The organism is Comamonas kerstersii, assembly GCF_002056725.1.
Classification (GTDB): domain Bacteria; phylum Pseudomonadota; class Gammaproteobacteria; order Burkholderiales; family Burkholderiaceae_C; genus Comamonas; species Comamonas kerstersii.
Genome location: NZ_CP020121.1, coordinates 50248 through 69370, shown reverse-complemented (window position 1 = coordinate 69370; position 19123 = coordinate 50248). Strand labels below are relative to the sequence as shown.

Here is a 19123-nt window from a genome sequence, read left to right as displayed (position 1 = left end):
CCTTGCTGTGCAGATCCTTTTTCTTTGGTGGCGGCATGACCGTAGTGCCATGCCCGTAGTGCCATGCCCATGCGCAATGTGCTGATGAAACAATCAGTAGCCGCGTAGCTGGTTGTACGCAGCAATCTGCTCTGCAGTCAGAACGTCCATCATCGAGAGGTGGTAGCGCAAATGGGTCTCTCGCAGCTTGCCCTGTGCAAGCGCTGCCTTGGTCACTGCGGCAGAAACCGCTTCAGGTGTGGCCAGCTTGTCGCGGAACAGGGTGTCCAGTGCTCTTTCCGCTTCAATGACTTCCAGCCCCGCTGCCTTGGCCTGGGCTTCCATGTCTGCAAACAGCTGCTGGGTACGTGTGGCCTGCTCGTCAGTGAGTTGCAGCTCGGCAGCCAGTTCCAGGGTGTGTGCAGGGCCAGGGTAGCCATTCAACTCGGCAGGCATGGCCAGTGCCATGCCCTTGCCTGCCTGGAGGCCTGCTATCTGCTCCTCTGAAAGCGCTTTAATGGCGCGGTTTTGCATGCCTGCATAAGGACTGCTGTGTGCAGCATGGTGGCCGTGATGCCCATGGTGCTGCGCCATGGCAGGCGTGCTCAGTGCAGCCAACAGTACCAGGGAAAGGGCGGGGATGATTTTCATAAGAACCCGCTTTCAGAATGGATGAGCAGCTTATATGACAGCCAGCCTGCAAGGATGTTTCCGCACCCGGTGGGGCAAGACCATGTGGACATGGAACGGTTGCATTTTGGGGATGCAGCGCAGGCACAAGACAGCGGGCTTGTGATGTGGCGATTTTTTGGAGATGCTTTCGTTTGAATAGCATTCAGCGCTTGATGCATAAGCGCTGATGGCATTTTTGCCATAAAGATCTGGAGTCTTTCAGAAACTCTGCCCCTCCCTGGACAGGCTTGCTACAGTTCTAAATAGCTTGTCATACCAATACAAATTGGCCGCTGATGCAACGCCGTTGGGGATGATTTACATCCATACCCCAATCCTTCCCTGACGAGGTCATGCGAGTGATCAATGCAGGCATTGGAGACCTGGGCCAAAGCAGATCACAAGGTGAGATGGGCGCTGGTGCAGGAGCTGCAGCCATTGCGGTGAATACCGCAGGCCGCATGGACGATGCAGGCAACAATCACTTCCAAGGCACCTTGCGGCGCAAATCTGAAGCAGCTGCAAAGAAAGCCAAAAATGAGAGTGAGAAAAATGCCAACGGTCAGCCCACCCCGTCCAAGGATGGCGCTAGTGCAATTGGTGGCGCTGGTGGAAACAATGAACCTACATCGGTAAGAAAAAGAAAAGAATAAAAAAAGCGCCGTAAGGCGCTTTTTTATTACGCCCTATCAAACCCCAATTTTTTGTACTGATGATCAAGAGAGAAAACCTCTTCAATAGTTTTTCCCTTATAGCCGCCTAACTTAGCCTCTTTCATAATTTCAGCATCAAGAACTTTAAATCGTTCTTTAGAATGGGCCACAACTTGACGGCGAAAATCTTCTGCCGCAGCTCTAGGCATATTTTCCAAAGCCTTAATCATTCCATTCATCACAATGAATCCGGCAGATGCCTGACGTGCCAAAACAACAGCTTCATCATGAACCGTCCTATACGATTTCTCATACTGAGCCAACTTTGCACGAAGCTGGGCATTTTCTTGTTCTAGCTCTCTGTTTCTTGCTTGTACATCATCGAGCGCGTAGCTAAGACGATTTGCACGAGAACGAGCGGAATTCGCATCCGCAGAGATCATTCCCAGAGCTACACCTTCTGAAAAACCAAATTTTTCCATAACTACCTTCTGCAAATTAATGATCAGACTATTGATGCTATTTTTTCAAATCATGTACAAGATGTCAAAAGCAAGTCGGTCATTGAGTGGTGGATGGTTTTAAGCCTCCTATTTTTGTTTAGCATGTCTCCGATGGCGTTCAAGAGATGCACATTCTCGGGATGTGGCAACTGTCCAGGGAATGCTGATTGATTCACAGCAACGAAAAAGGCCTCCACATGGGAGGCCTCAGAACAGATCGCCAAATCTGGCTACTCCCCCAGATACGCTGCCCGCACCTTGGGGTCATGTAGTAGTTCATGCGCCGGGCCTTGCAGCGTGAGTTCGCCGGACTCCAGCACATAGCCGCGCTGGCTGGTTTCCAGGGCCAGGCGGGCGTTTTGCTCAATCAGCAAGATGGTCACGCCCTGGGCGGAGATGTCCTGAATCACTTCAAAGATCTTGTCCACCATGATGGGGGCCAGGCCCATGGTGGGTTCATCGAGCAGCAGCAGCTTGGGCTTGGAGAGAATGGCACGGCCCATGGCCAGCATTTGCTGCTCACCGCCAGACAGCGTGCCTGCGGTCTGCTTACGACGCTCGGCCAGGCGCGGAAAGCGCGCATAGACCTGCTCGACCTCCTGCACAATCAAGGCTTTGTCGCTGCGACTGTAGGCGCCCATGTGCAGGTTTTCTTCAATCGTCAGCTGCGGGAAGATGCCACGCCCTTCGGGCACCATGACCAGCCCCTGGCGCACCATGGCGTGTACGGGCTGGCCAGCCAGGCTCTGGCCCTGGTAGTGGATGCTGCCAGCGGCCAGCGGAACCAGCCCGCAGATGGCACGCAGCGTGGTGCTCTTGCCTGCGCCATTGGCACCGATCAGGGCGACCAGTTCGCCCGGGTACACCTGCATGCTGAGCTGGCGCACGGCACGGATGCCGCCATAGGCGACATCGACATGGCGTACGTCCAGCATGGGGGTGGAGGAGGGGGCTGCTGTCATCTTGCACTGCTTTCCTGGTTGGGCTGGGACAGTTCGGGGTGCAGTACCGGGTCTTGCGCCGCACCTTTGCCCAGATAGGCTTCAATCACGCGCGGGTCGCGCTGTACTTCGTGGGGCTGGCCGTAGGCCAGCACCTGACCGTATTCGAGCACCAGCACGCGGTCGCACATGTTCATGACCAGCTTCATGTCGTGCTCGATGAGCAGCACGGTGATGCCGTCACCGCGGATTTTTTCAATCAGGTTGCGCAGCACCACGGTTTCGGACGGGTTCATGCCTGCGGCAGGTTCGTCCAGCGCCAGCAGCGAGGGGCCGGTCGCCAGCGCACGGGCAATTTCCAGACGCCGCTGGTCGCCATACGACAGTGAGGATGCCACCTCGTTGGCCACATGGGCGATGCCTACATACTCCAGCAGCTCCAGTGCACGGGCTTCGATGCGGGCCTCTTCCTCACGGGTAGCGCGGTTGTGGCTGATGGCTCCCCACAGCCCCGCCTTGGTACGTAGATGCTGGCCGACCATGACGTTTTCCAGCGCAGTCAGGGCCGAGAACAGGCGAATGTTCTGGAAGGTGCGTGCCAGGCCTTTTTCTGCAATCTGGTGGGGCTTCAGGCGCGTGAGCTCCACCCCACCAAACAGGCAGCTGCCGGATTCGGGGATGTACAGCGCCGTCATCACATTGAACAGCGTGGTCTTGCCTGCACCATTGGGGCCGATGAGCCCAAAGATTTCGCCCTTGCGGATTTCAAAGCTCACATCCTTGAGGGCCTGCAGCCCGCCAAAGCGTTTGCTCAGCCCCTGGGCGATGAGCAGGGGCTCGCGTGGGGTGGTGGTCTGGGGGGCAGCGGTCATGCTTGTTGCTCCTTCACAGATTTGACTTCACGCTTGCGCACCTGCGAGGGCCACAGGCCTTCGGGGCGGAAGATCATCACGGCCACCAGGGCCACGCCAAACAGCAGCATGCGTATGGCGTCAGGGTCTACCAGCACTTCACCAAACAGGGTTTGCTGAATGGGCACGACCACGTTGCGCAGCACCTCGGGGAAGATGGATAGCAGCAGTGCCCCAGCCACCACACCCGGCACATGGCCCATGCCGCCCAGCACCACCATGCACAAAATGGCGATGGACTCGCTCAGGCCAAAGCTCTCAGGGCTGACAAAGCCCTGCATGGAGGCAAACAGGCAGCCCGCTGCACCGCCAAAGCTGGCCCCCATGGCAAAGGCCATGAGTTTGATGGTGCGGGTGTTGATGCCCATGGCCTTGGCGGCGATTTCATCCTCACGCACAGCCTCCCAGGCGCGGCCTACGCGCGAGTTCTGCAGACGTATGCAGATAAAGATAATGAGCAACACCAGCGCCATGAGCACGTAGTAGTACTTCTCAGGCCCGGTGATGCGAAAACCCAGAATGGTCTCTGGCCTGCCCAGTGCCCACTCGCCGATCTTGATGGTGTCGATGCGGTTGATGCCTTGCGGGCCGTTGGTGATGTTCACGGGCGCATCGAGGTTGTTCATGAAGATGCGGATGATCTCGCCAAAGCCCAGTGTCACGATGGCGAGGTAATCCCCCCGCAGCTTGAGCACCGGAAAGCCCAGTGCTATGCCAGCCATAGCAGCCAGGGCAATCCCCACGGGCAGAATCACCCAAAATGGCAAATGCAGATTGAAGTGCGGGGAGGCCAGCAGTGCCCACACATAGGCACCTACGGCGTAGAAGGCGATGTAGCCCAGGTCCAGCAGACCGGCAAAGCCCACGACGATGTTCAGCCCCAGCGCCAGCATCACATACAGCAGGGCAAAGTTCAGAATGCGAATCCAGCCTTGCCCGGCCGTAGCCCCCAGCAAAAAGGGCATGACCAGCAGCACCAGGCCGATGGCAAAGACACCCACCCAGACCTTGGCAGGTGTGCGTTTCTTGGAAGCAGTGATGTGGCTCATGCGCGGTCTCCTTGGCGCTCGCCGAGCAGGCCGGAGGGGCGGAAAATCAGCACTACCACCAGCACGATGAAGCTGAATACATCCTGGTAGTGGCTGCCAAAGACGCCGTTGGTCAGGTCGCCCACATAGCCGGAGCCCAGGGCTTCAATCAGCCCCAGCAGCAGACCGCCCAGTACGGCACCACCCAGATTGCCAATGCCGCCCAGCACGGCGGCAGTAAAGGCTTTGAGGCCCAGCATGAAGCCCATGGTGTACTGGGCTACGCCGTAGTAGCTGGTAATCATCACGCCTGCGATGGCGGCCAGGGCCGAGCCAATCAGAAAGGCGGCAGAAATCACGGTGTTGATGTTCACGCCCATCAGGCCTGCCACTTCACGGTTCTGTGCTGTGGCGCGCATGGCCATGCCCAGACGGGTTCTGTGCACGAGCAGCAGCAGCGCGACCATGATCAGGGCCGAGCCCAGCATGATGGTGATCTGCAGCAGGCTCAGGCGTGCATCACCGATCTGGTAGACCACGGGCTCGATGATGTGCGGAAAGTTCAGATAGTTGCGGCCCCAGAACATCATCGCCACGTTCTGGATGATGATGGACACGCCAATCGCGGTGATCAGCGCAGCGAGCCGGGGCGCACGGCGCAGCGGACGGTAGGCAATGCGCTCTGCCGTCCAGCCCAGGGCCATGCAGACGGGAATGGAGATCAGCAGCGCCGCAGCAATGGCGACAAAGGCGGAAACGTCACCATAGTGACCTACCAGTGCCATCACCACGCTGGTGGCAATCATGGCGCCCACCATGACTACGTCGCCGTGGGCAAAGTTGATCAGGCCGATGATGCCGTAGACCATGGTGTAGCCCAGCGCCACCAGCGCATACACGCTGCCAGCGGTCAGGCCGTTGATGATTTGTTGGAGAAAGATGTCCATGACGGTCGCGCCTTGCGGCGAGGTCAGATGGAGAAAGCAAGTGCGTTGGCCGCACATGCCGAAAAACAAACCGACCAACCCTTCGCTCACAGGCAGTGAAGTGTTGGTCGGCAGAAGCCTTGTTTATTTGGCGGAATCCACAATGGTCTTGACCTCTTCCCACTTGCCGTTCTTGACGGTGTAGATGGTCACAGCCACTTCGTTGAGGTCGCCGTTCTTGTCGTAGGCAATATTGGCGCTGGTGGCACCGCTGCGCTTCAGACCGGCCAGCTTGGGCAGGTACTTGTCGGTCTTGGCGGAGCCGGCCTGCTCCATGGCAGTGATCATGTTCCAGGCACCGTCATAGGCGTAGGGCGCATACACGCCGGGCTCAGCCTTGAAGCGGGCCTTGTAGGCCTGGGCAAACTGTTCGCCCTGGGCCATGGTCTTGAGCGGCACACCAGCCAGCGAGGCATAAGTACCGTTAGCGGCTTCACCAGCCAGCTTCAGGAAGGTGTCGCTGCGGGTCATCTCGCCGGACACCAATGGCAGGGTCAGGCCCAGTGTGGCCATCTGGCGGCGCATGGGGCCAGACTGTGCGTCCAGGCCACCAAAGAAGATGGCGTCCGCTCCCTTGGCCTTGATGCTGGTCAGGATGGCAGTGAAGTCATTGGCCTTGTCGGTGGTGTATTCACGGGCCACGATTTCGCCCCCGGCGCGCTTGACAGCGGCAATCACCTGATCGGCCAGGCCCTGACCGTAGGCCGTGCGGTCATCAATGATGGCAATCTTCTTGGCCCCCAGGTCCTGAACCATGAACAGGCCCACGGCAGCACCCTGCTGGGTGTCGCTGGTCATCATGCGGAAGGTGGTGTCGTAGCCCTGCAGTGTGTATTCGGGCGAGGTGGCCATGGCGATCTGGGGAATGCCAGCTTCGTTGTACACGCGCGAAGCAGGAATCGTGGTGCCGGAGTTGAAGTGGCCCAGCATGCCGTTGACGCCTTCGTCTGCAATCTGCTGTGCCACCTGCACGGCGGTGCGGGGGTCCGCCTGGTCGTCCTTGGAGACCAGTACAAACTTGGCGGTGTCACCGTCCAGCTTGATGCCCTTGGCATTGGCTTCTTCCAGCGCCAGCAGCAAGCCGTTGCGCATGTCTTCGCCGTAGTGGGCCTGGGGGCCGGTCAGTGGTGCTGCAAAGCCCAGACGGACGGTGGTTTCAGCCTGTGCTGTGCCCATCAGGCCGCCAAAAGCGCAGGCCAGTGCCACGGTCTTTGCCAGCGTCTTGAGATGATGTTTTTCTTGCATGCTGCGTTCTCCTTGGATCGGTTAGAGGGAAGCCGGACTGTAGAGAGACAAGCCGGCCAGAGGAATGCGGACTTAACCCACCATCATCAGACTGGCGTTGCCGCCTGCCGCTGTGGTGTTGGTGGAGATGCTCACTTCTCGCAATAAACGTTCCTGCCGGTAGTGCTCTCCGTGGCGAATTTCTTCCGTGGTCAGTCCCTGCACCAGCAGCAGTGGGCCATTGCGTGTGCTCAGCTGCTGCTGCAGGGCCAGCAGGGCGTCGGTATCGCTCTCTACGAGCGCCGCCTGCACAGGCAGCTCGGCCAGCGTCTGTTCTGTCACCCAGTGCAGTGCGGCCTGCTGTGCCTGCGCGTTGTCCGCCTGCCAGTTGCACACCAGGGTGCGCAGGAAAGGGCTGTCCTGCAGCAGCATGGTGTTGCCCGTCTTCTGGCAGGCCTGCCACTGGGCTTGCAGACCGTCTACGGTCTGGGGCATGCACCAGACCAGGCCACGGGGGCGCAGCAGGTACTGGTCGGTTTCGCCCGTGGGGCCGTCGAGCATGAGCTGTTGCCCGGCCTCTATCTGCAGGCTGTGTGTGCCCTGTGCCGTGGGAATGGGCAGCTGCTCCAGCGCAGGTGCCTGGGCCAGCATGCGGAAAAGGTACAGAGGACCACCTGCCTTGGGGCCGGTGCCTGACAGGCCTTCGCCGCCAAAGGGCTGCACACCGACCACGGCACCGACGATGTTGCGGTTCACATAGATGTTGCCGGCATGGATGCGGCTGGACAGGCGTGCCACGGTTTCATCCAGGCGCGTATGCACGCCGAAAGTAAGGCCAAAGCCCAGGGCGTTGATCTGGTCGATGAGCGCATCCACGTCTTCCCGTGCATAGCGCAGCACGTGCAGCACGGGGCCAAAGACTTCGCGGCGAAGATCCTGTACCTGGCTCACCTCAATCAGCGTAGGGGCCACAAAGTAGCCATTGCGGCATTCCGGTGGCAGCTTCAGGCGGATGACCTTATGGCCCTTGTCCTGCATGGCAGCGACGTAGGCTTCAATGTCGGCCATGGCCTGCGGGTCAATGACGGGGCCCACGTCGGTGCACAGCTGGTCCGGATTGCCCACGCGCAGCTCCTGCATGGCACCTTGCAGCATGTGCAGCACATGGTCTGCGCTGTCTTCCTGCAGGCACAGCAGGCGCAGGGCAGAGCAGCGCTGACCTGCCGAGTCATAGGCAGACTGCAGTACATCGCCCACCACCTGCTCGGCCAGGGCCGAAGAATCGACCACCATGGCGTTGATGCCGCCAGTCTCGGCAATCAGTGGCACAGGCTTGCCATGGTTGCCCAGGCGCTGAGACAGCGTGCGGTGAATGTGCTGGGCCACGGGGTGGGAGCCGGTAAACACCACGGCGTCGGTATCAGGATGGGCCACCAGTGCCTGGCCGACGGTTTCGCCTTCGCCGGGCAGCAGTTGCAGCGCATGGGCAGGAATGCCAGCCTGGTGCAGCAGCTCCACGGCCTGCATGGCAATCAGGCAGGTCTGCTCGGCAGGCTTGGCAATCACTGCATTGCCCGCAGCCAGCGCCGCGGCAAGCTGCCCGGTAAAGATGGCCAGCGGAAAATTCCAGGGGCTGATGCAGACCACCACGCCGAGCGGGCGGTGTGAGTCGTTGTTGAGGTACTGCTCGGCCTGGCGTGCGTAGTAGCGCAGAAAGTCAATGGCTTCGCGCACTTCGGCAATGGCATTGGGCAAGGTCTTGCCTGCCTCGCGGCACAGCAGGGCCATGAGCGGCTGCATCTGTGCCTGCATCAGATCGGCTGCGCGGCTCAGTGCCTGTGCACGGGCGGTCACGGGCGTGGCCTGCCAGATCAGGGCGGCGTGCCGGGCCTGCGCCATGGCGGTGGCCACTTCGCCAGCGGTCGCCATGTGCACTTGACCGACCACATCCTGCATGTAGGCCGGATTGCGCACAGGCTGGGCGGGCAGATGTGTGCTGTTGGGGGCAGCGGCCTGCACCGGCTTGACGCTGCTGAGCAGCGCTGCAGACAGCGAGGCCAGACGCTGCTCATTGCTCAGATCCAGCCCGCTGGAATTGCTGCGGCCCTGCGCAGCGTAGAGCGCAGCTGGGCTGGGGATGCGGTCATGCGGACGGCCCAGTGGTGTGATGGCCTGTGCGGCAGCCACAGGGTCTGCCACCAAATGGGCAATGGGCACGCTGTCGTCGCCAATCTGATGCACAAAGGAGCTGTTCGCACCGTTTTCCAGCAGGCGGCGCACCAGATAGGCCAGCAGGGTTTCGTGGCTGCCCACGGGGGCATAGATGCGGCAGGGGCGCGCCAGCTTGCCCTGCGTGATATCGCCCACGACTTCTTCATACAGCCCTTCGCCCATGCCGTGCAGGCACTGGAATTCGTACTGGCCGCGGTAGTAGTTATTGCCCGCCATGTGGTAGATGCTGGCCAGGGTGTGGGCGTTGTGTGTGGCGAACTGTGGGTAGATGGCCTCGGGCGCATCGAGCAGCTTGCGGGCGCAGGCGAGGTAGGACACATCGGTGTGCAGCTTGCGGGTGAAGACGGGGTAGTCTTCCAGCCCATCGACCTGGGCGCGCTTGATTTCCGTGTCCCAGTAAGCGCCCTTGACCAGACGGATCATGAGGCGGTGCTTGCTGCGGCGCGCCAGATCGATCAGCCAGTCCAGCACAAAGAAGGCGCGGCGCTGGTAGGCCTGCACCACAAAGCCAATGCCATTCCAGCCGGTAAGCGTGGGTGCAAAGCACAGCTGCTCCAGCAAATCGAGCGAGATGTCCAGACGGTCTGTTTCTTCAGCGTCAATATTCAGGCCAATGTCGTACTGGCGTGCCAGCTCGGCCAGCCGCAGCAGGCGCGGGTACAGCTCGTGCATGACGCGCTCGCGCTGGGCACGGCTGTAGCGTGGGTGCAGGGCAGAGAGCTTGATGGAAATACCCGGGCCTTCGTAAATGCCCCGGCCCTGTGCAGCCTGGCCGATGGCGTGGATGGCCTGCTCGTAGGACTGCAGATAGCGCAGTGCGTCCTCCTCGGTGGTGGCGGCTTCGCCCAGCATGTCGTAGGAGTAGCGAAAGCCTTTGTCTTCGAGCTTGCGGCTGTTGGCCAGCGCCGCAGCAATGGTCTGGCCGGTCACGAACTGCTCGCCCATCATGCGCATGGCGGTGTTCACGCCCTGGCGAATCAGTGGCTCCCCACCCTTGGCAATCAGGCGGGTGAGGGCGCCGCCCAGTTTTTGCTCGCTGTGCACACTGACCAGCTTGCCCGTAATCATCAGCCCCCAGGTGGCGGCGTTCACGAACAGGGAAGGGGAGTCGGTATGCGACTTCCAGTCGCCCTTGCTGACCTTGTCGCGGATCAGCGCATCGCGCGTGGCGCGGTCGGGGATGCGCAGCAGGGCCTCGGCCAGACACATCAGGGCCACACCCTCCTGGCTGGAGAGTGAGTACTCCTGTACAAGTGCTTCAACCCCTGTGGTTTTTTTGTGGCGCTTGTCGCGCAGAGACTGCACCAGACGGGTGGCCAGCTGCTCTACGGCTTCAGGATTGGGGCTGGTGGCCGGAGCGATCAGCAGTGGCAGGCATTCGGTTTCCGGGCGGCGGTAGGCCGCCGTGATGGCTGCACGCAGCACGCTTTGGGGCTGTACATCCTGCGCCAGTGCATAGAACGGGGTATAGGGCTGTTGGGACTCACCAAGGGCCTCGGGTTCTACCTCTTCATGGCTGGAGGTAGCACCCAGGTACTCCAGTTCGGGCAGCGGCTTGCCCTGTTCGATGGCTTCCAGATAGCAGTGCAGTGCCTGCTTGTGCAGCCAGTGTGGGGTGCAGCCCAGCCGCTGTGCAGCAGCCTTGAGCCGGTCACGCATGCGTTCATCCACCTTGATGCCAATCGTTGTCGTAGCCATAACCACAGAACCCTTTTGAAGTGCGGCGATTCTGGAAGGTGCAACCTGTGGCTGGTATTGGGGTTTTACCCTGTCGGCAAACGTGCAACCTTTGGGTGATCGGGTTCATGCAAGCGCTGTGCCAGAGCGGTGGCTGAGTGTGCGGGCTGTCTCTGGAGTGCTATTAATAAAAGAGCTTCTGGCGCTTGATTTTTCTGCGATTGCAAATGTTTTGTGCTTGAATGGCTTGTGTAGCAAGCGCTAACTGCTATTTATTCGAAAGCCGAAAAAAGAAAAGGCTTCCAGTTGGAAGCCTTTGCTGCGATGGGTTGCGGTTACATGCCGCAACACGCATTACACGCGCTTGCGGTACTCGCCGGTACGTGTGTCGATTTCGATCTTGTCGCCCTGGTCCACGAACAGAGGCACAGCCACTTCGAAGCCGGTAGCGATCTTGGCAGGCTTCATCACCTTGCCGGAAGTGTCGCCCTTGACGGCAGGCTCAGTCCAGGTGATTTCGCGCACGATGGTGGTGGGCAGTTCGCAGGAGATGGCCTTGCCTTCGTAGAACACCACTTCAGCGGTCATGCCGTCTTCCAGGTAGTTCAGGGCGTCGCCCATGTTGGTGGCTTCCACTTCGTACTGGTTGTACTCTTCGTCCATCCACACGTACATGGGGTCTGCGAAGTAGGAGTAGGTGCACTCCTTCTTGTCCAGGATCACGTTGTCGATCTTGTCGTCGGCCTTGAACACGTTTTCTGTACCAAAGTTGCCGATCAGCGACTTCAGCTTCATACGCACGGTTGCAGCGCCACGGCCGCCACGAGCGTATTCAGTCTTCAGAACGATCATGGGGTCCTTGCCGTACATGATCACGTTGCCAACGCGGATTTCTTGAGCGATTTTCATAGCTTGCTTAGCGGGTTTGGTTGAAGCCGCTCAACACGGCAGGCAAGCATGTCGCTTCAGCGATCCAAGCAGAGGGCCTGCCGCATGTTCCGCGGCGGAGGTCTTGTCACGCAGCGCCGCGGTATGCAGCGCTGGCTATAGAAGATAAAGATGGGATTTTAGCTTTTTTCTGCCGCAAACGGTTGCAGCTGGCCAATCAAATCAGTTTGCTGCAGCAATCGCTGGCGCGCAGACCGTGCGCAGCTGCGCCATTCGTCCAGCAGTGCCGGGCTCAAAACGGGGAGTGCAGCGGGGTCAATCATGCCGTTCCAGGCATGGTGAAAGCGGCGCAGGCTCTCGGGGGCATCCAGCCAGTCCAGAAAAGCATCCAGCTTGGCGTGATGGGCATTGTCATGCTGCGGGTAGATGTGCCAGACAAAAGGCTGGCCCGCCCATAGCGCGCGCACCAGAGAATCTTCGCCGCGCACCAGATTCAGGTCGCAGGCCCAGAGCATGTCGTCAAACTCGCGCTGGCTGCGGGCTGGCAAAAAGCTGGTGGATAACCCATCTGGTGCGCCCAGCGCCTGCACGGCCGCTGTGGCCCGGCCTGGTGTTACCAGCAGGTGCGGCTGCCAGTCTGTGGTGGGCTGGCCCAGTTGCTGCAGCAGCTGCGGCAAGGCGGCAGGTTCATAGCAAAACAGCGAAACAGCTGTTGCCTGGGCAGCAATGTCGTGGGCGCTGCGCCAGGCATCGCGGTCAAACTGCGCCTGGCGCTCGTGCAGCTGCTGCTCGCGGATCAGGCCGCCGGTGCGTTCGGTAAAGCCGGGGTAGAAAAACCAGCGCGTCATGCCTTTGGCGGGGCCGGACATGATGAGCGATGGCAGGCGGTGGCAGCGCTCCACATAGTCTTCGGCAGACAGGTATTCCAGATTCACCAGCACGGGCTTGCGCGCGGCGCTGGCATGGTGCTGGGCCAGGGCTTGCAGATAAGCCTGTGGCGCTTCGCAGCCAAAGGCTTCAATCACTACATCAGGGTGTGCGGCATAGTGCGCGTCATAGGGCAGCACCTGCACGCCGGGCGCGCCCTGCGGAGCCATCCAAGCCAATGCACTGGCATTGTCAATGCGCAGCTGCACCTGCACGCCGCGTGCGGCCAGCTCTGCGGCCAGACGCCAGCACACGCCAATGTCGCCATAGTTGTCTATGACCTGGCAGAAGATGTCCCAGCGGGGCTGGGTAGTGGCAGTGGCTGAAGCAGACATGGTGCGGCAGAGGGTGGGCCTGAAGAAAGCACAAGGCGGGCGATGGTAGCGCAGCTGCAAGGGCTATGTGGCCGGTGCGTGATTGCGCGTTTCACAGTGAAATTGGCCGCTAGCGCCCATCTGGCAAGCGCAGGTAGCTATCACTTTGGAAATATAGGCCGTTGTTGCGTGGGTGCAGGTACAAACCGCCACAATGCAGCCATGTCGATTGTTGAGCATTCTCCAGAAATTCTGGCCCAGGTAGCGGCACTGCCTTCGCTGCCCGGTGTCTACCGCTACTTCGATGCAGCAGGCCAGCTGCTGTACGTGGGCAAGGCGCGAAATCTCAAGCGCCGGGTGAGCAGTTACTTTCAGAAAGACCATGGCGGTACACGCATTGGTCACATGGTCAGCAAGATTGCCCGGCTGGAGACCACGGTGGTGCGCAGCGAAGCTGAGGCACTGCTGCTGGAAAACAACCTCATCAAGACCCAGCACCCCAAGTACAACATTCTGTTTCGGGACGACAAGAGCTACCCCTACCTCAAGCTCACGGGCAATTCCGCGCACGATGGCGATGTGCGCGCTCCTGCCGAGCAGTGCTTTGCACGCATGACCTACTACCGGGGCAGCACCGACAAAAAGCACCGCTACTTTGGCCCTTACCCCAGTGCCTGGGCGGTCAAGGAAAGCATCCAGCTGCTGCAGAAGGTGTTTCGCCTGCGCACCTGTGAAGACACGGTGTTTGCCAATCGCTCACGCCCCTGTCTGCTCTATCAGATCAAGCGTTGCTCCGGCCCCTGCGTGGATCTGATCAGTCCCGAGGACTACGCGGCGGACGTGCGCAATGCCGAGGCCATGCTGCGTGGCGAAACCCAGGCACTGCTGCAGCAGATGGAAGCGCGCATGATGGCGCACGCGGACAAGCTGGAGTTTGAAAAGGCAGCGGAAATCCGCAACCAGATGTCGGCACTGTCCAAGGTGCTGCACCAGCAGGCCATTGAAACCACGGACGACAAGGATGTGGACATCCTGGCGGTGAAGGTGCAGGGCGGTCGCGCCTGTGTGAACCTGGCCATGGTGCGCGGTGGCCGCCATCTGGGTGATAGGGCGTACTTCCCTTCGCAGCTGGACGATGCCATGGGCGTCTACGAGTCGGAAGACGCGGTGGAAAGCACGTCGGTAGAGGTGCGCGTGCTCGAGGTATTTCTGGCGCAGCACTATATGGATGTGCCCATTCCTCCGGTGCTGGTGCTCAGCGAGGTGGTGGATGTCAAGCTCATGCAGGCCCTGTCCGCGCAGGCGGGCTACAAGGTGGCCGCCGTGCATCAGCCGCGCGAGCAGCGCCGCATCTGGTTGGAGATGGCGCAGCAAAACGCAGGCATCCAGCTTGCACGTCTGCTGTCCGAAGAAGGCTCGCAGCAGGCACGCACCCGTGCGCTGGCCGAGGCACTGGACTTGCCGCAGGAGCGCCTGGAAGAGCTGAGCATCGAGTGCTTTGATATCTCGCACACCTCGGGCGAGAACACGCAGGCCTCCTGTGTGGTGTTCCATCACCACAAGATGCAAAGCAGTGAATACCGGCGCTTCAACATCACAGGCATTACGCCGGGCGACGACTATGCCGCCATGCGTCAGGTGCTCACACGCCGCTACAAGCCGGTGGCAGATGCCATTCAGGCCGCTGGTGGTGCAGAGCCGCAAGCCGGTGCACCGCGTCTGCCAGATCTGGTGCTGGTGGATGGCGGCAAGGGCCAGGTCAGCATGGCGCGTGAAGTGTTTACCGAGCTGGGCCTGGATATTTCACGCATCGTCGGTGTGGAAAAGGGCGAGGGCCGCAAGGTGGGGCTCGAAGAGCTGGTGTTTGCCGATGGCAGGCCCAAGGTCTATCTGGGGCATGACTCAGCAGCCCTGATGCTGGTGGCGCAGATTCGTGACGAGGCGCACCGCTTTGCCATCACCGGCATGCGGGCCCAGCGCGCCAAGGTGCGCGTGGGGCAGAGCAGTCTGGAAGAAATCCCGGGCGTGGGGCCCAAGCGCCGTGCACGCCTGCTGCAGCGCTTCGGTGGTGTGCGTGGCGTGGCCAATGCCAGCGTGGAAGACCTGATGACCGTTGAAGGTATCTCCGCCAGTCTGGCAGATGAAATTTACCGTGCCCTGCACTGAGTGCAGCACGCTTTCTGGACAGGCTTGCGTGCAAACTGCTTGAGCCGTGACACAATCGCAGCTATGTTTTTCACCATTCCCACCTTGATGACCTGGACGCGCATTGTTGCGATCCCTTTGATCGTCGGGGTGTTCTATGCACCATTTGCGCCTGAGACACGCAATCTGATTGCGGCGTTGATGTTTGTCATTTTTGCCCTCACAGACTGGCTCGATGGCTTTCTGGCACGGCGGCTGAACCAGACGTCCTCGTTTGGTGCATTCCTGGATCCCGTGGCTGACAAGTTCCTGGTGTGTGCTTCCCTGCTGGTGCTGGTGCATCTGCAGCGTGCCGATGTGTTTGTGGCGCTGATCATTATTGGCCGTGAAATTGCCATCTCTGCGCTGCGCGAGTGGATGGCTCAGATCGGTGCCAGCAAGAGCGTGGCCGTGCACATGATCGGCAAGGTGAAAACCACGGTGCAGATGGTCGCCATCCCGCTGCTGCTGTTCCATGGTCAGCTGCTGGGTGTGGATGCGCAGTTTCTGGGCACCATCCTGATCTGGGTGGCAGCCGTGCTGACCGTCTGGTCCATGGTCTACTACATGCAAAAGGCCATTCCTGAGATCAAAAGCCGCGTCAAGCATTGATCTGTGCGGGGTAAGAGACAGATAGTCTGTGCGCATTCCCTGCATCCTGAGCTTTCTTATTGCCTGAAAGGCTGCAGGCGTGTACAACCCTTCTGTGGTTTCTTGAGGCGCTTGGGCTGAGGACTGTCTGCCTGTGTGAAGGCTTGCTTCGCAGGCGGCAGCAAGGAAAAAATTTTCACGTTTTTCCCAAAACGCCCAAGAAACCTGACTAGAATCTCGCCTTGTCGCTGATAAGCACCATCTGGTGTGAACCTTCTATGAAGGTGTCGTCGCAAAGGCGCTCTGCAACCATTTACTGAGAGGCATCTTGTGAATAAGACTGAACTGATTGAGCACATCGCAAACAACGCCGATATCTCCAAGGCTGCCGCAGCACGTGCGCTGGAATCGACGATCGATGCTGTGAAGAAAACCCTGAAAAAGGGCGGTACGGTTTCCCTGGTTGGCTTCGGTACCTTTGCAGTTGGTAAGCGCGCAGCACGCACTGGTCGTAACCCACGTACCGGTGATGCCATTAAGATCAAGGCTGCCAAGGTGCCAAAGTTCCGTCCCGGCAAGGCACTGAAGGACGCAGTTAACTGATCCAAAGAATTTGACAGTGGGTGCTTAGCTCAGTTGGTAGAGCGGCGCCCTTACAAGGCGTAGGTCAGCGGTTCGACCCCGTTAGCACCCACCAACCCACTGTCCAAGCATTTAGCTGTCTAAATGCTTTTTTATTTCACAGCGGGTGCTTAGCTCAGTTGGTAGAGCGGCGCCCTTACAAGGCGTAGGTCAGCGGTTCGACCCCGTTAGCACCCACCATCGCTGTGAGGTATCCCTGCAATCGGATACCACCTGTTTGAGAGATTGCAGTGGGTGCTTAGCTCAGTTGGTAGAGCGGCGCCCTTACAAGGCGTAGGTCAGCGGTTCGACCCCGTTAGCACCCACCACTTCAATTCACCCGAAAGCACCTTGTACGAAAGTCAAGGTGCTTTTTTGTTGTTCATGTGCTGGGCTGTCACTTTGTCGGCAAATCACCCATGTCCGCGAAGTGCATTCCAGGGCGCAGCGAGTAGAATCCTCGGGTTTACTTTTCGGTTCGCGTGCTGCCGTCTGTCTGGAAGGCGGCGCAATCCCCATCTAAAAGGCGAGCGAGAGTTCGCCTTTTTTGTCTGCATCCTCTGAAAGACTGACTATGCTCGAATCAATCCGCAAGCATTCCAAGTTCGTCATGATCTTGTTGTTCTTGCTGATCATTCCCTCGTTCATTTTTTTTGGCGTTGACCAAAGTTACTTCTCCGTCGCCAGTCCGACGGTAGCGCGTGTGGATGGGCAGGAGATTACCCAGAACGACTGGGACAACATGCATCGCTATGAAAGCGATCGCTTGCGTGCCGAAAACCCCAATATTGATGCCAAGTTGCTGGACTCGCCTGAAGCGCGCTATGCCACACTGGAGCGCATGGTCCGCGATCGTGTCATGCAGGTTGCGGCACAGAAGATGCACCTGCTGACCAGCGATGCCGCGCTGGCTCGTGCTCTGCAGGAAGTGCCTGCCATTGCCAGCCTGCGCAAGCCTGATGGCACGCTGGATGCAGACGGCTACCGTGCACTGCTGGCCATGCAGGGCATGACGCCAGAAGGCTTTGAAGCCTCCCTGCGTCGTGACATGTCTCTGGGCCAGGTGCTGGGCAATGTGATGAATACCGCATTTGCAACGCCTGCTGTGGCTGATATCGCCATGGATGCCTTCCTGCAGCGCCGTGAAATTCAGGTGGCGCAGTTCCTGTCCAAGGACTTTGCAGCCAAGGTGCAGGTAAACGATGAAGCCCTCAAGGCTTTCTATGAAAGCCACAAGGATCTGTTCCAGCAGGCTGAGCAGGCCAAGGTCGAATATGTGGTGCTGGACCTGGAGGCTGTGCGCGACGGCATCGAACTGAACGAAGCTGACCTGCAGACCTATTACAAGGAAAACGCTTCTCGCCTGACGGATGAGAAGGAAGAGCGCCGTGCCCGCCACATTCTGCTCAATGCGCCACGCAGCATGTCTGCAGACGAGCGTGAAGCAGTCAAGGCCAAGGCACAGGGTATTGCTGATGAACTGAAGAAAGATCCCTCGCGTTTTGCAGAGGTGGCCAAGGCTGAGTCGCAGGACTCCGGCTCTGCGGCTTCCGGTGGCGATCTGGGCTTCTTCTCGCGTGGCGCCATGGTGCCTGAGTTCGAGCAGGTGGCCTTTACCCTCCAGAACGGTCAAGTCAGTGATGTGGTGGAAAGCGAATTTGGCTACCACGTGATTCAGGTCACTGACGTCAAGGAACCCAAGGTTCCCAGCTTTGAATCTGTGCGCGAAAAGATTGTCAACGACCTCAAGGATCAGCAGGCGCAGCGCAAGTTTGCGGAAGTGGCCGAGCAATTTGCCAGCATCGTGTTCGAGCAGCCTGATAGCCTGCAGCCTGTCATCGACAAGCTGGGTCTGAAGCTGCACACCGCCGATGGTGTAACCCGCGATCCTCAGCCTGAAGCACAGGGTGCACTGGCCAGCAAGGATTTCCTGGATGCCCTGTTTACAGCGGATAGCCTGGAGAACAAGCGCAACACCGATGCTGTGGACGTTGGCACCAACCAGATGGCTTCTGGCCGTGTGGTGAGCTACCAGCCTGCCAAGCAGCTGAGCTTCGATGAAGTGGCCGACCGTGTGAAGAACCTGTATGTGGAGCAGCAGTCTGCCGTGCTGGCCCGCGAAGCGGGTGAAGCTGCGCTCAAGGAATGGCAGGCTGATGCCGCCAAGGCCCAGGGCTTGTCGCCTGCCATCGTGGTGTCGCGCGAGCAGACCCATGGCCAGCCCGTGTCCGTGGTCAATGCCGCTTTGCAGGCCAAGACCGACGTTCTGCCTTCCTGGTCGGGCGTGAGCCTGGGTGATGAGGGCTATGCCGTGGTCAAGCTTGAAAAAGTACTGCCTTCTGAAGAAAGAAATGCGCAAATTGCCCGTCAGGCACTGCTGCAGTATGTACAATTGTTTGCTTCTGCAGAAGGCGCTGCCTACTACGAACTGCTCAAGAAGAAATTCGACGTTCAGTTTAAGGTGGATCGCCCTTGAAGCAAAAAATTTATAGCGCGTTTTCCTGAGGTACTCGAAAACACGCTATAATTTGAATCTCTACGGTGGCTGTAGCTCAGTTGGTAGAGTCCAGGATTGTGATTCCTGTTGTCGTGGGTTCGAGCCCCATCAGCCACCCCAAAATTTGCAAAACCCGCCTAAGCGCAGGCGGGTTTTTAATCTATACATGGTGGCTGTAGCTCAGTTGGTAGAGTCCAGGATTGTGATTCCTGTTGTCGTGGGTTCGAGCCCCATCAGCCACCCCAAAAAAAAAGCCCCAGGTTCAACGCCTGGGGCTTTTGTTTTTTGTGCTTCT

General features: G+C 59.2%; 15 protein-coding genes and 5 tRNA genes. 10 read left to right on the top strand and 10 right to left on the bottom strand.

The features are described from left to right. Nucleotides 1-93 precede the first annotated feature (93 nt). Nucleotides 94-630 (bottom strand): Spy/CpxP family protein refolding chaperone, encoded by a 537-nt coding sequence (locus B5M06_RS00320; RefSeq protein ID WP_054065538.1) that lies wholly within the window; start codon nucleotides 628-630, stop codon nucleotides 94-96. 374 nt (nucleotides 631-1004) lie between these two features. Between B5M06_RS00320 and B5M06_RS00315 the strand changes: the two genes are divergently transcribed. Beyond that, nucleotides 1005-1304, top strand: coding sequence for a hypothetical protein (locus B5M06_RS00315; protein WP_080025126.1), 300 nt, complete (start codon nucleotides 1005-1007; stop codon nucleotides 1302-1304). 26 nt (nucleotides 1305-1330) lie between these two features. On the opposite strand, the gene B5M06_RS00310 is transcribed toward B5M06_RS00315, so the two are convergent. The 9 genes from B5M06_RS00310 to earP form a co-directional block, all read right to left on the bottom strand. Next, a complete protein-coding gene (locus B5M06_RS00310) occupies nucleotides 1331-1786 on the bottom strand; it encodes a coiled-coil domain-containing protein (RefSeq protein WP_162777374.1) in 456 nt (151 codons plus the stop codon). Nucleotides 1787-2037: 251 nt separating this feature from the next. Further along, complete coding sequence (locus tag B5M06_RS00305) at nucleotides 2038-2769, bottom strand: ABC transporter ATP-binding protein (protein WP_054065535.1); 732 nt, start codon at nucleotides 2767-2769, stop codon at nucleotides 2038-2040. After that, the gene (locus B5M06_RS00300; protein WP_054065534.1) at nucleotides 2766-3620 is read right to left on the bottom strand and encodes an ABC transporter ATP-binding protein; all 855 of its coding nucleotides are present in this window, start codon (nucleotides 3618-3620) and stop codon (nucleotides 2766-2768) included. The genes B5M06_RS00305 and B5M06_RS00300 overlap by 4 nt, the downstream gene beginning before the upstream one ends. After that, nucleotides 3617-4708 carry an ABC transporter permease subunit gene (locus tag B5M06_RS00295; RefSeq protein ID WP_054065533.1) on the bottom strand — a complete coding sequence of 364 codons (1092 nt, stop codon included), beginning with the start codon at nucleotides 4706-4708 and terminating at the stop codon, nucleotides 3617-3619. The genes B5M06_RS00300 and B5M06_RS00295 overlap by 4 nt, the downstream gene beginning before the upstream one ends. Next, entirely contained in the window at nucleotides 4705-5556 is an 852-nt protein-coding gene (locus tag B5M06_RS00290; RefSeq protein WP_420809989.1) for a branched-chain amino acid ABC transporter permease, read from the bottom strand. Before B5M06_RS00290 ends, B5M06_RS00295 begins: the two co-directional genes overlap by 4 nt. Before the next feature lie 201 nt (nucleotides 5557-5757). Further along, nucleotides 5758-6849 carry a branched-chain amino acid ABC transporter substrate-binding protein gene (locus tag B5M06_RS00285; RefSeq protein WP_420809988.1) on the bottom strand — a complete coding sequence of 364 codons (1092 nt, stop codon included), beginning with the start codon at nucleotides 6847-6849 and terminating at the stop codon, nucleotides 5758-5760. A 141-nt stretch (nucleotides 6850-6990) separates the two neighbouring features. Continuing rightward, entirely contained in the window at nucleotides 6991-10827 is a 3837-nt protein-coding gene (gene putA / locus B5M06_RS00280) for a trifunctional transcriptional regulator/proline dehydrogenase/L-glutamate gamma-semialdehyde dehydrogenase (protein WP_054065530.1), read from the bottom strand. Nucleotides 10828-11160: 333 nt separating this feature from the next. After that, complete coding sequence (gene efp / locus B5M06_RS00275; protein WP_054065529.1) at nucleotides 11161-11715, bottom strand: elongation factor P; 555 nt, start codon at nucleotides 11713-11715, stop codon at nucleotides 11161-11163. A 158-nt stretch (nucleotides 11716-11873) separates the two neighbouring features. Continuing rightward, the gene (earP, locus tag B5M06_RS00270) at nucleotides 11874-12956 is read right to left on the bottom strand and encodes an elongation factor P maturation arginine rhamnosyltransferase EarP (protein WP_054065528.1); all 1083 of its coding nucleotides are present in this window, start codon (nucleotides 12954-12956) and stop codon (nucleotides 11874-11876) included. 201 nt (nucleotides 12957-13157) lie between these two features. Between earP and uvrC the strand changes: the two genes are divergently transcribed. The 9 genes from uvrC (at nucleotide 13158) to B5M06_RS00225 (ending at nucleotide 19073) form a co-directional block, all read left to right on the top strand. Beyond that, nucleotides 13158-15101 carry an excinuclease ABC subunit UvrC gene (uvrC, locus tag B5M06_RS00265; RefSeq protein WP_054065543.1) on the top strand — a complete coding sequence of 648 codons (1944 nt, stop codon included), beginning with the start codon at nucleotides 13158-13160 and terminating at the stop codon, nucleotides 15099-15101. A gap of 63 nt (nucleotides 15102-15164) precedes the next feature. Then, nucleotides 15165-15731 carry a CDP-diacylglycerol--glycerol-3-phosphate 3-phosphatidyltransferase gene (gene pgsA / locus B5M06_RS00260; RefSeq protein ID WP_054065542.1) on the top strand — a complete coding sequence of 189 codons (567 nt, stop codon included), beginning with the start codon at nucleotides 15165-15167 and terminating at the stop codon, nucleotides 15729-15731. 309 nt (nucleotides 15732-16040) lie between these two features. Next, nucleotides 16041-16313, top strand: coding sequence for an HU family DNA-binding protein (locus tag B5M06_RS00255; protein ID WP_054065527.1), 273 nt, complete (start codon nucleotides 16041-16043; stop codon nucleotides 16311-16313). A gap of 18 nt (nucleotides 16314-16331) precedes the next feature. Further along, nucleotides 16332-16407 (top strand) — tRNA-Val (locus tag B5M06_RS00250). A gap of 49 nt (nucleotides 16408-16456) precedes the next feature. Then, nucleotides 16457-16532: transfer RNA gene (locus B5M06_RS00245), tRNA-Val, on the top strand. A 52-nt stretch (nucleotides 16533-16584) separates the two neighbouring features. After that, nucleotides 16585-16660, top strand: a tRNA-Val gene (locus B5M06_RS00240). A 245-nt stretch (nucleotides 16661-16905) separates the two neighbouring features. Next, nucleotides 16906-18807 carry a SurA N-terminal domain-containing protein gene (locus B5M06_RS00235; protein WP_054065843.1) on the top strand — a complete coding sequence of 634 codons (1902 nt, stop codon included), beginning with the start codon at nucleotides 16906-16908 and terminating at the stop codon, nucleotides 18805-18807. 65 nt (nucleotides 18808-18872) lie between these two features. Further along, nucleotides 18873-18948 (top strand) — tRNA-His (locus tag B5M06_RS00230). Nucleotides 18949-18997: 49 nt separating this feature from the next. Beyond that, nucleotides 18998-19073, top strand: a tRNA-His gene (locus B5M06_RS00225). The last annotated feature ends 50 nt before the right edge of the window (nucleotides 19074-19123 follow it).

Excerpts from the sequence above, each read along its gene's own strand:
- B5M06_RS00305 (WP_054065535.1), bottom strand. The coding sequence starts at position 2,769 with ATGACAGCAGCCCCCTCCTCCACCCCCATGCTGGACGTACGCCATGTC.
- B5M06_RS00300 (WP_054065534.1), bottom strand. The coding sequence starts at position 3,620 with ATGACCGCTGCCCCCCAGACCACCACCCCACGCGAGCCCCTGCTCATC.
- B5M06_RS00295 (WP_054065533.1), bottom strand. The coding sequence starts at position 4,708 with ATGAGCCACATCACTGCTTCCAAGAAACGCACACCTGCCAAGGTCTGG.
- B5M06_RS00285 (WP_420809988.1), bottom strand. The coding sequence starts at position 6,849 with ATGGGCACAGCACAGGCTGAAACCACCGTCCGTCTGGGCTTTGCAGCA.
- B5M06_RS00235 (WP_054065843.1), top strand. The coding sequence starts at position 16,906 with ATGCTCGAATCAATCCGCAAGCATTCCAAGTTCGTCATGATCTTGTTG.
- B5M06_RS00290 (WP_420809989.1), bottom strand. The coding sequence starts at position 5,556 with ATGGTCTACGGCATCATCGGCCTGATCAACTTTGCCCACGGCGACGTA.
- B5M06_RS00320 (WP_054065538.1), bottom strand. The coding sequence starts at position 630 with ATGAAAATCATCCCCGCCCTTTCCCTGGTACTGTTGGCTGCACTGAGC.
- pgsA (WP_054065542.1), top strand. The coding sequence starts at position 15,165 with ATGTTTTTCACCATTCCCACCTTGATGACCTGGACGCGCATTGTTGCG.
- earP (WP_054065528.1), bottom strand. The coding sequence starts at position 12,956 with ATGTCTGCTTCAGCCACTGCCACTACCCAGCCCCGCTGGGACATCTTC.
- B5M06_RS00315 (WP_080025126.1), top strand. The coding sequence starts at position 1,005 with ATGCGAGTGATCAATGCAGGCATTGGAGACCTGGGCCAAAGCAGATCA.
- putA (WP_054065530.1), bottom strand. The coding sequence starts at position 10,827 with ATGGCTACGACAACGATTGGCATCAAGGTGGATGAACGCATGCGTGAC.
- uvrC (WP_054065543.1), top strand. The coding sequence starts at position 13,158 with ATGTCGATTGTTGAGCATTCTCCAGAAATTCTGGCCCAGGTAGCGGCA.
- efp (WP_054065529.1), bottom strand. The coding sequence starts at position 11,715 with ATGAAAATCGCTCAAGAAATCCGCGTTGGCAACGTGATCATGTACGGC.
- B5M06_RS00310 (WP_162777374.1), bottom strand. The coding sequence starts at position 1,786 with ATGGAAAAATTTGGTTTTTCAGAAGGTGTAGCTCTGGGAATGATCTCT.